The organism is Clostridium gallinarum (assembly GCF_014836325.1).
Lineage (GTDB): Bacteria > Bacillota > Clostridia > Clostridiales > Clostridiaceae > Clostridium > Clostridium gallinarum.
In genome coordinates this window covers 1-13,809 of sequence record NZ_JACSQZ010000075.1, presented here as the reverse complement: position 1 = coordinate 13,809, position 13,809 = coordinate 1, and the positions used below count along the sequence as shown (strand labels likewise).

Below are 13,809 nucleotides of genomic sequence, written 5' to 3'. Positions count from 1 at the left end.
AAACAATATTAATATTACAGCAACAATATGCAATTAATTTTAAATGTCACAAAAAGCTTGCACTATCAATTTCCTAAAAAAATAAAAAAGTCTTACAAATTATAAATTTGCAAGACTTTTGGTACGGCGGAGAGGATTCGAACCCCCGACCAACTGGTTCGTAGCCAGCTACTCTATCCAACTGAGCTACCACCGCATATTTTTTTACATTATTTATATTATCATACCTATATAAATAAATCAATAAAAATGAATTTAATTGTTATATATATCAGAAAACTCAACTTCTAACATTTGAATCTTATTACTTTTATTATCATTTAAACAATAATCATCTTTTTCTTCAACAATACTTATAGGAAAATTTAAGATAAATTCACATCCTTGACCATTTTTACTTTCTAATTTTATGTCTCCATCCATAGTCTTAACTAAATAATTTACTAAATCTAGTCCTATCCCACTACCAATGATATCGTTATCGCTTTTCTTAGACAACTGATAAAATCTACTAAATATTTTTGCTTGATACTCTTCTGAAATTCCTGGTCCTTCATCTCTTATTGATAACTTTATTTTATTATTAACTACAAATATATCTATATAAACATTGGTATTACTATATGAAAACTTTATTGCATTCGATAATAGATTCATTATTATTCTATCTAAAACTTCTGGATCTATTGCAGTAATGCATTCTTCTTTATTTGTATCAAATATTAACTGAATATTTTTTTGTTTTGCATATTTATCAATACAATTTACAGTACTTTCTACCATTGATATAATATCTATATTTTTTTTATTTAGTACATAATAATTATTTTCTAACTTTGTTGTATCAATTAAATTATTTATTAATTTAAGCATTTTTAAGCTATTTCTCTTTACTATTCCCATATACTCTGAAATTTTTTTATCTGTAACACTTTCATTTCCATAATTTATTATTTGCATAACACTTAATATTACATTTAAATGTCCTCTTAAATCATGTGAAATATTCAATAAAAAATTTTCTTGATTTGAATTTTTATTCATTAATTCTGTTATGACCTTTAACATTTCCTCTTTTGTTAGATTAATAATATCTTCTGAAGAAAACTTATTTAACTTTAATTTACTAGATAATAAATCCAAATTATTCCCATTACCCATATAATAATTCCTTTCATAACAGCCCTTATTTAAAATATACCCTTTTTTTAGTTTAACATATCTCTACTTATACAACAACACATTTTTGTATATTTTTCCATTTTTTATAAGATATTATTAGTTCTAATAATATTATTACCTATATTTTATAAAATAAGAGATAAACATTATATTCCTTGCTCCGTCGCATGCGTTCCAAGTCAACCTCATACAATGTTTATCTCTTTGCAAACTGAAGGAAGGAAATTATAAAAGCTCTATTTCTTACACTACGAATTTTACTACTCTAATAAAATTATCCACAACTTGTCCATAGATATAATTTCCTAACTAATAAAAAAAGAATAATATAAAATAAAAACTTAATTTATTTTACATTATTCTTATTTCTAATTAAATTTTAGCATTTTCATAACTAATATTAAGTATATACCTGAAATTAATAAGGAAAAAGTCCCTATAGGTACTATAATTCCTAATATTGCAGGTAATGTCGTAGCATATATACTAAGTTTTAATATATCTTTATAATACATTTTCAATTTATTCATTTTGCTTATTATGATACCACACACTGAAAGCGCAAGTGAATTTATAATAAAACTAAAGTAAGTTAGTATAATATTAATAAAAAATACTAAGTATTTTACAATTTCAATTAAATTTAAAGATTTTAATATAGTTTCATTATTTATATTTGTAATTAATGGAAGTTCACTAAATTTATAATCAAATTTATTTCCATCTATTCTATACGATATTCCATCTCTTAATATAACTAGAGATTCATTTTTATGAACTACTAATTTTCTTATACTATCTACTTCATCTAAAGTGATATTAGTATCTACGTATATAATAAGCTCACCACCATACTCTTTTTTTATAGGTGAATTTTCAAAATTTAATATCCCATCTTCTAATGTAAATTTAAATTTTTCAGAAGAAATTAAATCTTTCATACTTTTTTGTATCTTTCCTGCAGTAATAAAACTAAATACTCCTAAAAAAGATCCTACAATTAAAGATAATATTATTGAATATAGTATAGCTTTAGATAAACTATCCTTTAGCAATTCTCTATATCCTTTTATACTAGTAATACTTATTTTTACTTTATTAAAAAACTTTATATTTTTCATATAATTAACTCCTTAGTTTTACTTCTATTAATTATATTACCATATAAAATTATTTTTATAAATAAAGGTATTTTATATAAAATTTGTTTTTTAGGATTAATTTTCAGATTTTTTGTTAATGCTTATATTATAAGTTTTAAGGAGGTAAAAAAATGTATAGTGATAAATCCAAAAATAGAAATAGACTTTCTATCTTCAAGTTACTCTCTCTATTTACATTTATAATATTAATGGGATTTACTGCAAATATTTATTTAAACTCAAGATATCGATTATTAACTACTAGTTTCTATAATAAATTTAATAACTATGAATTTTCTGATGCGAAATCTACATTAGATAATAAAATTTTAACTATAAAAAGAAATAAATTAAATAATGATTTAACTTATTACTTTACAGATATAGTTAACAAAATTTGTATATCTTTATCGAATAATACTATTACCTCTAATGATGCTATAGATATATTAAATGAAATTAAAGATTATAATTTACTAAATTCTTCATTAGATAAGTTAATATCCGCTATAGATGAGAATAATAACATTACCTCTAACAATGAAATAGAAGAAATTGATGACTTAAGTATTAAAACTAATGATAATTCAAGTCTTAATTATAATGAGGATAATTATTTAAATCTTGGTATATCAGCCTTTAATTCTAAGGACTATGAAAATGCGATTAAATATTTTAATCTAGTATCAAAAGATTCATTAAATGATTATAAAATAGCTCAAGACTATATAACCGACTATGAAGAAAACTATAAGGAATATTTACTTGAAAGTATAGATGAATTAGTAGCTAATAAATACTATACAAAGGCTATAAATATATTGTCTAATTATAATTCTAAACTATTAACTAATGATGAAATAACAGAAATAGAAAATAAAATTAACTCTATAAAATTATTTAGAGAAGAATATTCAGGTGAAGATTCTGAATATACCTCTAATGCTATACTTCAAGAAATTACACCAAGTAATATAAATGGACTTTCTATAGCTAGCAAAACATCTTATTTAGTATATTTAAACTTAGCTAAACAAACAACTTATGTTTATGAAGGTTCAAATAATAATTGGAATTTAGTTAAAGAGTTTATTTGTTCTACTGGTCTAGAAGGTAAAGAAACTCCTAAAGGCATATTCTCCGTTACAGATAGAGGTGAATGGTTTTATGCTGAAGAATTTCAGCAAGGAGCTAAGTACTGGGTTCAATTTATGGGAGATTACTTATTTCATTCTCTTCCATTTGATGAAACTCAAAGTACAATTCTAGATTATACATTAGGGACTCCATCCTCTCATGGATGTATAAGATTAAATGTAGAAGATGCAAAATGGTTCTATGACAATATTGATAATGATACTAAAATAATAATCAATTAACTTATCTATAAAAAATGGGCTGTTTTAAAAACAACCCATTTTTTATCTTCTTTATTTTTATATATTTTATTTATTAATAATTGTTATATATAATTTGATAATTGAAATCCATAATTATAACTGGATTCTTAGACGGATTTATTCTATTAAGTATATTTATTAAATTTTGCTGTGGTATTGCGACACATCCATAAGTATATATTCCCATATCGCAATGAATAAATATAGCGGAGCTTTTTCCTGGTATTACTGGCCATCTATTATAATCAATAACTAAAGAGTAATTATAGTAACCTGGAAAATCTATTAATTTTTCTGCTGAGCTCCATCTACCATTAGGCTCTCCAAATTGCATTGTATTATAGTACTCAGAATTTTCATCATCTACCCAATACTCAGATCCATCTAACTGTCTATAGGGTACTCCACTCCCTGGATTAGAATTTATTCCAAAAGCTTCTGTTAAAGTATATTTTTCATCTTTAATTCTCCTTACCTAAAAAACCCATATAAATTATATCATATAATTAAAATATTATTTCAAAAAACTTTTTCAGTATATGATATGATTATTTATATAAAAATTAAAAGGTAGGTTAAAAATGAATATAATTATTCCAAGTGACGTAAAATTTATAATTAATAATTTTTATAACAATAAATATGAAGCCTATATGGTAGGAGGATGTGTTAGAGATAGTCTTTTGGGAATTTCCCCTAAAGATTATGATATAACCACATCTGCTAAACCTGAACAAACCATTTCTCTCTTTGAGAAAACTATTCCCACAGGCTTAAAACATGGAACTATTACTGTACTTATAAATAATAATCCTTATGAAGTTACTACCTTTAGAACTGAAGGAACTTATTTAGATAATAGAAGACCTTCTTCAGTTGAATTTGTAACAAACATAAAAGAAGACTTATCTAGAAGAGATTTTACTATAAATGCTTTAGCTTATAACTCAAATAGTGGATTAATAGATTATTTTAATGGAGTTAATGACCTTAAAAATAAAATCATTAGATGTGTTGGGAATCCAGATAAAAGATTTAAAGAAGATGCTTTAAGAATGCTTCGTGCTATAAGATTTAGCTGTCAATTATCCTTTAATATTGAAGATAGTACTTACAATGCAATTAAAGATAATTATAAATTAATTGAAAATATAAGCTTTGAAAGAATTAGAGATGAACTTTGCAAAATATTAATTTCTCCTAATGCTTCAAAGGGTTTAGACCTTTTAAGAGATACAAAGTTATTAGAATTAGTACTTCCTGAAGTTAACTCTCTAGTTGATTTTTCACCAAAGTGTACTAACCATAATAGAAATGTATTTTTACATACCTTAAAAGTTATTGATAATACGGAAGATAACTTAATATTGAGAATATCTGCCCTTTTACATGATGTAGGAAAATTAAATACTTTAACACCTTTAAATAATGGAAACTTCTATGGTTTTCCTGGTCATTGCATTGAAGGCGCTTCTATGAGTAAAAAAATACTTTCTAAATTAAGATTTGATAATGATACTATAAAAATAGTTTCAAAATTAATAGAACATCATTTAGTTTTAAATGTTAATACAATGCCTACTAAATATGAAGTTAAAAAACTATTAGTTGATGTAGGAATAGCTAATATGACTTTATTATTCAATCTTCAAAGAGCCGATATAAAATCTTTAGATAATCCAAAGATTTTTTTAGAGAAGGTAGCTTATACCGAAAATCTAACAAATGAAATAATAAAAAATAAGGAACCTTTATTTATCAAGGATTTAGCTATTACTGGAGAAAATTTAATATCTGAATTTAATTTAAAACCTGGAAAAATAATAGGTGATATTTTAAATTTTCTTTTAGATAAAGTTTTAGAAAATCCCGAACTGAACACAAAAGAAGAGCTATTAAATTTAGCAAAGATAAATTTTAGTCTTTAACGTAAAGAAGTGTAAAGTATCATATCCTGGTTCTGCCTTATAGCTCCAAGTCACCTTGCTATGATACTTTAACACTTCAAAACTGAAATATATAAATTATAAAAACATTATTTACATGGTAACATTTTTATAACTATTTAAAGAATAAAAAAGAGATAAATATTATATCATGGCAACTTGGCGTTTATTACTAAGCACGGAACATAATATTTATCTCTTTATACATTTAATATGGTAATTTTAAATTTTACATTATATGCTTACTTCTTTTCCTAGTCCAAATAAATATAGATAGCTTTCTTTAACCCTTTTTCCAGTTATTTTTTCAACTGCATCTTTATAATACTTTAATTGTACTCTATATTTTTCTATAATTTCTTCTTCCATACCTTCTACTACATAGTCTGTCTTATAGTCTAATAATACTATTCCATCTTCTTCTTCGAAAATGCAATCTATTATCCCTTGAAGTCTTACATTTTCTTTTCCATAAAGTTTTTCTGGTAATGTACTATCAATATTTAAACTACTTATTTCTGTATAGAAAGGAAGCTCTCTTTTTACTAATTTATTTTCATTATATGCAGATAACATTCTCTTTCCTAAGTTACTTCTAAAGAATCCTATAAAATTAATTTTATCCACAGCCTTAACTTCCTCTTCTGAAAGTAAATTAGAACTTCTCATATTATCTATTTGTTCTTTTATTTCTTCTCTAGTATTTACTTTTTCTAAATTTAATTTTTGCATTATAAAGTGTACAGCAGTACCTCTTTCTGATGCTGATAGCCCCTTCTTTTCTTGAAGGAATTTCGGCTTTATTACTTCCTTATCCTTAAATATATTAACAGTTAAAACATCATCATCTTCATTTTCATAAAGTGAGCGTTTTAAATCAGAAACAGATACATTACTAGGTAATCCACTAGCTAAGCTATATTTATATTCATAATCTAATCTTCTTCTTATTTCTTTATCAATATAATTTATATCTGAATAAATAAATAATTCATCTTCACTATTTTCATCCACAGCCACTTCATCTTTTTCCACAGATAGGTCATTTTTACTCCACATTTTAACCTTCCATGTGGAAAAATCATTAACAATTAAACTATTTTTAGACCCAATATAGTTTCTTAAGTCTTCTCCATCTCTATGTTTACAAATAGCCATTCCAATCCAGTCTAAATAGCTTTTTCCCTTAAGCACTTCTGATGGTGGAACTATTTCTTCATCTATAGAAGCTGCTGAAATCCATCTAGAAATAGATTTTTCTAAATCTCTTGTAGCACCAGTTATAATTAACTTTTCCTTAGCTCTTGTAAATGCAACATAAAGAATTCTCATTTCTTCTGATAGAGTTTCAAATAATATTTTCTTTTTTATTGCTTCCTTTGCTAATGTACTATAAGAATTTCTCTTTTCTAAATCCACATAATCTGGTCCTAATCCTAAATCATCATGATAAAGAATAGATTTATTTAAATCCATTAAATTAAATTGCTTTCCAAATCCAGAAGTAAATACTACTGGGAATTCAAGTCCCTTACTTTTATGGATACTCATTATTCTAACAACATCTTCATTTTCTCCAAGAACCTTAGCACTTCCCATATCCCCTGATGAGTTTCTTAATTTATTAATAAAGTTTATAAAATTAAATAACCCTTTAAAGCTAGTTTGTTCAAATTGCTTTGCTCTTTGGAATAATATCTTTAAATTTGCTTGTCTTAGCTTTCCATTTGGCATAGCTCCTACATAGCCATAGTAAGCAGTATCCATATATAAATACCATATAAATTCATCTATAGGTGTATATATAGATTTTTTTCTCCATTTTCTTAAGTTACCTATAAACATTTTACACTTATATTTAAGCTCTTCATTTACTTCATAAGCATCTTCAGCAATATCATTCATAATTTCATAGAAATATTTTTCTTTATCTAAAAGCCTAACATCTCCGAGCTCTTCTGCTGTAAACCCAACTAAAGGAGATCTTAAAACAGAAATCATAGGTACATCCTGCATTGGATTATCTATTATTTTTAGTAAAGACATTATTGTTCTAATTTCTATAGTTTCAAAATATCCTGTTCCAGTATCAGCATAAACAGGAATTCCTTCATATCCTAATTCCTCTAAAAATATCTCTGACCAATTCTTTGTTGCTCTTAATAAAATTACTATATCCTTATATTTAAGATTTCTATATTCCCCAGTTTCTTTATCTAAAACCTTAAATATTTTTCCCGTATTACTATCAGGATTTAATAGCTCTTTTATTCTTTTTGCAACTATTCTAGCTTCAAGAGTTATTGCATCTACATCCTCTTCCTCTTCTTTATCTGAATCACCAAGACTTACTTCTTCTATTTTATCTTCCTCTGGTATGTCCTTATTACCTGACTTATCTAATATATGAAGCTCTATTGGGCCTGCAACAACTACATTTTCATCTTCATTTTCCTTATAGCTAGCTCCTAGGTTTAAAGCTTCATCATCATTATATTCCAGTTCACCAACAGTCTTAGACATTACCTCTTTAAAAATATAGTTAACTCCACTAATAACTTCTTCTCTACTTCTAAAGTTTTTATATAATTGTATTTTTCTATTTAAACTTCCCTCTTCTAATGGATAACTATTATATTTATCTAAGAATAGTTCTGGTTTTGCCTGTCTAAACCTATATATACTTTGCTTAACATCTCCAACCATGAATACATTAGGATTCTCTAAGCTTTTTCTTGAAACTAAGTCTATAATAGCTTCTTGAACATTATTAGAATCTTGATATTCATCTACAAGAACTTCATCAAAATATTCCCTAAATCCTTCTGCTACACTTGATGGAATTATATTTCCCTCTTCATCTTTATTAATAAGTATCTTTAAACATAAATGTTCTAAATCATTAAAGTCTAATAGGTTTCTTTCCCTCTTCTTTTTCTTAAATCTATCTATAAAATCTAAAGTTAATTTACTTATCATTTTCATATATTGATAAGAGTTTTTTATTCCATTTAAAGCTTCTTCTATAGACATAGAAAAACTATCTTCAACTAATTTAGAAGATTTTTTCTTAATACTATCTCTTATAGATTTTACTATTTCTAAGCTTTCCTCATCTGAAACATTATTTTTTTTAATGGATTTAAGTCTTCCAAAACTTATTTTGCTAACTTCGCTATAAAGTTCTCTGATTCCATAATTTAATGATTCTAATACGCCTTTAAACATATTTATTTCATCATTGAATGTAGGTTCATAAGGTTCTAATCCCTCTGTTGATTGTATTATCTCTAATGCTTTTTCTAGAACTTTTATATATCCAGAAACTTCAATAGATATATTTTCTTTTAATATCTTAATCCAATTGGTTTCATCTAAATCTTCAATATTTTCTATATTGAAACTTTCTGCACTTTCGTAAAGCCACTTTTCTGGCCAAGGTCCACTCATAGAAAATCTATATAAATCTAAAATTATCTCTTTTAATCTTTCATCATCTCTAGATGTGCTATATGCTTCTACTAATCTTTTAAAATCCTCATCTTCATTTTCATAATAATCTTCAAACATATCATTAATAACTTCTAATTTTAATAATGTATTTTCTGTTTCATCAGCTATTCTAAAAGTAGGATCTAAATTAATGATATGATAATAATTTTTTATAACATCTAAACAAAATGAATGCATAGTTGTAATGTTTGCTCTACTTAAAAGTGTTAACTGTCTTTGTAATACTTTAGAGTTTGGATTAACTTCTAAAGCCTTAGATATAGCATCTGCTATTCTTTCTCTCATTTCAGCAGCAGCTGCTGAAGTAAATGTAACTACTAAAAGCCTATCTATATCTATTGGATTATCTTCATTTGTTATAATTCTTATAATTCTTTCTACTAATACTGCAGTTTTACCTGATCCAGCAGCCGCAGCTACTAGAAGATTGCAATTTCTTGTTTCTATAGCTTTTAACTGATCTTCAGTCCATTTAGTACTTCCCATAACCTAAACATTACCTCCCTTCTCTACTTCATCCTTTATTAACTTCCATGCTTCGTCATTACTCTTTTTTAATACTATCTTATACTTATTATTTTCTATAGAAGTATCAAATTGACATATAGATGAGTAATCACAATAATCACAATACGGTGTATTATTATTTTTACAAGGTGCTATTTTAATTTCTCCACTTAACATTTCTTCACAAAGTTCTGCCATCTTATCATTAACATATTTTCTTAATATATCAAATTGCTCTTCAGTAACTACTGAGCTAGTTGCTGTAAAGTTTCCATCTTTCTTTATTGCTGCTGGAATAATTAATGAATATGCAGATTCTATATCACTATCCATAGCCTTAACTACATTTATATCTTTAAGTAATAATCCACTCATTTTTAATTCTTTTAATATATTTTCTTTAATTTCTTCTTCTGTAAGTTGCTTTTTAGACTTAATTATTGGATCGTCTATTTTAAAATATAAAATTGCTCCTGGCATAGCTTGCTTTTCTAATAAGTATTTTGAATTTTTTATAAGGGCATCTAAATATACTAAAAGTTGTATTTGAAGTCCATAATATACTTCTGTTAAATTAAACTTCTTATTTCCCGATTTATAATCTACTACTTTTATATAAGTATTACCGTCTAAATCTAAAGTATCTATTCTATCAACCCTACCAACTAAGTAGACAGTCTCTTTAGATGGAAGATCTATCTTTATAGGTTCTCCGTCCTTAAATCCTCCAAATTCAAATTCATTTCTAAATACTTCAAATCTTCCTTTTCTCATTTGCTCTGAAATAACCATAACAGATTTAGTTATAGTTCTTTTAAATCTATCTGCAAAATACTTATATTTCTTTGTACTATTTAATATTGAATTAGTATCACCTTCTAATCTTTTATCAACTAATTCATTAACTATTGCCTTACATTTTTCTTTATTTAATTCTGACCAAGCTATCTTTTCATTTCTAACTGTATTAGTAAAATCATCTAATACATTATGCATAAAGGAACCTAAGTCAGGTGCTGAAAATTCATATACTTTTCTATCCTTTGCTTTTAATCCATATTGAACATAATATGAAAAAGGACATTGAGCATACTTTTCTATTCTAGATATATTAAATACAAGCTTTTTATTTTCTAATTGATAAAGTCTTCTTATTTTATCTCTAGGAACCTTCTCTACTAAATTAGTATAAGTTAATCCCTTAAACATTCTATTAGCCTTACTTCTAAAGACTTCATTATTTTCAAACCACTTAAATGTTTCTGCCCAATATTCATCTACCTCTTCTTTTTCAAATTCCATTCTTAAAGCCGAAATAAGTTCATTAAAAGTAGGAATAGGTGCTGTTATTTTGCTAAACTTATCTTTTTGATCTCTCAAATTATATATTTCACTTTCTTCAATAACATTAGGTAATACCTTCTTTATTCTTGGAATGATTATAGATGGTCTTAATGATTTACCTTCAAAATCTGCCATAGGGAAAGTTATCATTAAATACTCTGAAGCAATTGTTAAAGCTGTATAAACTATAAATTGTTCTTCAAAAGCTCTACTTTTAGTATCAGAAGCTAATCTTATCCCAATATTCTTTAATAAATCCCTTTCTCTATCGCTTATTATTCCTTCATCCTTATTAACAGCAGGAAGTACTCCATCATTTACTCCTATTAAGTATACTGCCTTTACGTCTCTTCCTTTAACTCTAGATATATCTCCAATATTGACTTGATCTAAAGCCATAGGAATTACCCCTATTTCCTTTTCTTCAAATCCTGATATAAGAATCTTAGTAAATTCCTTTATATCTATGACTTCATCTCCAAGAACGTCAACTAATTGGTCTAATATATCCATAACCATTTCTGGCACTTGAATATATTCTTTAATTTTATCTTGATAACCTAATTCATTAAATTCCTCTAGCCAATTTTCTAATGTTTTAAATACATTTAATTCAACTAAAAACTCATAAAGATTAATAGCTATTTCTTTTACTGAAGTATTTTGTTTTATATTTTTATGAAGCTTCATTAAAGGTGCTCTAATTTCCTCCATAATTTCTAAAACTATATTCTCATCCTCTTTTACATCATCTCTATCATAAAGATCTTTAGTCCACTTATATCCCTTTATTCCATTAGCTAAAACATAATTTTCAAGTATATCTATATATTTTTCTTCAATATTAACTAATCCACTTTTTAAATATTTAAATACACTTTCATAAGACCAATTGCTTGATAATATTTCTAAGGATGAAATTATCAATACTACCAATGGGTTATCTAAGATTTGTCTTTTCTTATCTAAAAAAAATGGAATGTTATAATCGTTGAATATAACTGTAGCTATTTTTTCATATTCATCAATATTTCTGCAAATAACAGCTATATCTTTATATCTATATCCCTTATCTCTTACCATAACCAGTATATCTTTAGCTACTGTTTCTATTTCTTCATAACTATTATTAGCTTTATATAACCTTACATTATTAGCCTTACCTTTATAAGGCTTAAAAGGATAAGTAAAAAAATGCTTTTCCAAGTGCTGAAGATCTTCACTTTCTAAAAATCTATAAGAATATCCTTTATTTAAATCAATAGGTTCTAAATAAGATATATTTCCTTCTTTCATAATATTTAATATGGAGTTTTCTGTATTTCTTATTGCATCAAATATGTCTGTATAATCTACATCACTTCCACCGCCTAAACTATCACTACATAAAGTTATATTTACTGTCTTAGCTCTTTTAGCTAATATCTTAATAACTTCTAACTGTTGAGGAGTAAAAGTCGTAAATTCATCTATCCATATTTCTGATCCATCATAAATCTTGCATTCAATAAGCTTTTCTGCTAATAAAGTTAATTCATCATCTGAATCTATAAACCTCTTATGAAGTATTTCATTAAAATCATGATATATTATCTTTAAATCATTCATTTTCTTCTTCAACTCTTCATCATGAATTTCTTCTTCTCTAGTACCTAGTATTTCCGTGGAAATATTATATTTCTTAAATTCAGTTATAATTTTAGAAACTACAGAAGAAAATCCATGTTCCTTTGACATTCTATTAAAGTATTGAAGTTCATCTCCCTTATCCTTAAGAAGTTTATAGATAAGCATATTTCTACCTGAGTCACTTATCTTTACATCATTTCTTCCTCCACATTCTTCAAATACTCTATGAGCCATTCTTTTAAAGCTTAATACTTCTCCTCTTAGGAATCCTTTTTCTGTTACTATATCTAAAAACTTTCTTTCTGTATCAAAAGTATATTGTTCTGGAACTATTAAAATTAATTTATTAGTATCATTATTATTTTCTATCTTCTTTTTAATTTGCTCTAAACAAAATCTACTTTTCCCAGTTCCAGCTCTACCGAAAATAAATCTAATTCCCATAAAAACCTCCTATTATTTAATATCTTAATTATACCCCATAGCCCTAAATAAATTCTTCTCTTAATAGCCCCATCACTAAAGTATCTAGGTATTCTCCATCGTAATAATACTTACTTCTTCTTATACCTTCATCCTTAAATCCACATTTTCTATAGCAATTAATTGCTCTTTTATTTTGACATACAACTTCTAGTTCTATCTTATGAGCTTTTTTGCTATTAAATAAATATGAACATAATGTTCTTATAGAATCAAAGCCATACCCTTTATTCCAAAACTTTTTACCTATAGTTATTCCAATAGAATACACATCTCTTGTATAACTATTTTCCTTATAATAAACATATCCTATTAAATCACTAGAATTAGTTACTATTACTAATTCTTTTTTATTTGGTTTAGTTAAATGTCTAAACTGACTATTTATATATTCCTTAGTCATAACCCCTGTAGATAATCCATTATATTTTAAAACATCCTCATCTGCACAAGTATCGTATAATTCTTCTATATCTTCTCTTACAGGTTCTCTCATATATACCTTTTCTCCATATAGCATTTTATACGCATCTCCCTTAATCTTTTATTGTCATACCTTTATTATAAAACTAAGCTTTAAATAAAAAAGTCATGTACCACCAGCTTAGCTGGTGGCTTGATTAAGCCCTATAAGGGCATGATACTGGCGGCACTACTCGTGCT

The 13,809-nt window shown here is 25.9% G+C and carries 8 protein-coding genes and 1 tRNA gene; 2 read left to right on the top strand and 7 right to left on the bottom strand.

Going from position 1 to position 13,809, the window contains the following annotated elements; genetic code table 11:
• Positions 1-119: 119 nt before the first annotated feature.
• The 3 genes from H9660_RS14535 to H9660_RS14525 form a co-directional block, all read right to left on the bottom strand.
• Positions 120-196 (bottom strand) — tRNA-Arg (locus H9660_RS14535).
• Positions 197-255: 59 nt separating this feature from the next.
• Positions 256-1,161, bottom strand: a complete 906-nt coding sequence (locus tag H9660_RS14530; RefSeq protein WP_191751103.1) for a sensor histidine kinase — start codon at positions 1,159-1,161, stop codon at positions 256-258.
• 389 nt (positions 1,162-1,550) lie between these two features.
• Positions 1,551-2,303: a DUF1189 family protein gene (locus H9660_RS14525; protein WP_191751102.1), complete on the bottom strand. Its 753-nt coding sequence runs from the start codon at positions 2,301-2,303 to the stop codon at positions 1,551-1,553.
• Positions 2,304-2,455: 152 nt separating this feature from the next.
• On the opposite strand from H9660_RS14525, the gene H9660_RS14520 reads away from it, so the two are divergent.
• The gene (locus H9660_RS14520; protein ID WP_191751101.1) at positions 2,456-3,703 is read left to right on the top strand and encodes a L,D-transpeptidase; all 1,248 of its coding nucleotides are present in this window, start codon (positions 2,456-2,458) and stop codon (positions 3,701-3,703) included.
• A 73-nt stretch (positions 3,704-3,776) separates the two neighbouring features.
• On the opposite strand, the gene H9660_RS14515 is transcribed toward H9660_RS14520, so the two are convergent.
• Positions 3,777-4,058 carry a hypothetical protein gene (locus tag H9660_RS14515; RefSeq protein ID WP_191751100.1) on the bottom strand — a complete coding sequence of 94 codons (282 nt, stop codon included), beginning with the start codon at positions 4,056-4,058 and terminating at the stop codon, positions 3,777-3,779.
• Positions 4,059-4,305: 247 nt separating this feature from the next.
• On the opposite strand from H9660_RS14515, the gene H9660_RS14510 reads away from it, so the two are divergent.
• Entirely contained in the window at positions 4,306-5,652 is a 1,347-nt protein-coding gene (locus tag H9660_RS14510) for a CCA tRNA nucleotidyltransferase (RefSeq protein ID WP_191751099.1), read from the top strand.
• A 252-nt stretch (positions 5,653-5,904) separates the two neighbouring features.
• Here H9660_RS14510 and addA read toward each other — a convergent pair whose 3' ends face one another.
• The 3 genes from addA to H9660_RS14495 are packed head-to-tail and all read right to left on the bottom strand — an operon-like array spanning position 5,905 to position 13,666.
• Entirely contained in the window at positions 5,905-9,669 is a 3,765-nt protein-coding gene (gene addA / locus H9660_RS14505; RefSeq protein WP_191751098.1) for a helicase-exonuclease AddAB subunit AddA, read from the bottom strand.
• A gap of 3 nt (positions 9,670-9,672) precedes the next feature.
• Positions 9,673-13,107 (bottom strand): helicase-exonuclease AddAB subunit AddB, encoded by a 3,435-nt coding sequence (gene addB, locus H9660_RS14500; RefSeq protein ID WP_191751097.1) that lies wholly within the window; start codon positions 13,105-13,107, stop codon positions 9,673-9,675.
• Between the two features lie 43 nt (positions 13,108-13,150).
• The gene (locus H9660_RS14495; RefSeq protein WP_191751096.1) at positions 13,151-13,666 is read right to left on the bottom strand and encodes a GNAT family N-acetyltransferase; all 516 of its coding nucleotides are present in this window, start codon (positions 13,664-13,666) and stop codon (positions 13,151-13,153) included.
• Between the last annotated feature and the right edge of the window lie 143 nt (positions 13,667-13,809).

Excerpts from the sequence above, each read along its gene's own strand:
- H9660_RS14530 (WP_191751103.1), bottom strand. The coding sequence starts at position 1,161 with ATGGGTAATGGGAATAATTTGGATTTATTATCTAGTAAATTAAAGTTA.
- H9660_RS14520 (WP_191751101.1), top strand. The coding sequence starts at position 2,456 with ATGTATAGTGATAAATCCAAAAATAGAAATAGACTTTCTATCTTCAAG.
- H9660_RS14495 (WP_191751096.1), bottom strand. The coding sequence starts at position 13,666 with ATGCTATATGGAGAAAAGGTATATATGAGAGAACCTGTAAGAGAAGAT.
- H9660_RS14515 (WP_191751100.1), bottom strand. The coding sequence starts at position 4,058 with ATGCAATTTGGAGAGCCTAATGGTAGATGGAGCTCAGCAGAAAAATTA.
- H9660_RS14525 (WP_191751102.1), bottom strand. The coding sequence starts at position 2,303 with ATGAAAAATATAAAGTTTTTTAATAAAGTAAAAATAAGTATTACTAGT.
- addB (WP_191751097.1), bottom strand. The coding sequence starts at position 13,107 with ATGGGAATTAGATTTATTTTCGGTAGAGCTGGAACTGGGAAAAGTAGA.
- H9660_RS14510 (WP_191751099.1), top strand. The coding sequence starts at position 4,306 with ATGAATATAATTATTCCAAGTGACGTAAAATTTATAATTAATAATTTT.
- addA (WP_191751098.1), bottom strand. The coding sequence starts at position 9,669 with ATGGGAAGTACTAAATGGACTGAAGATCAGTTAAAAGCTATAGAAACA.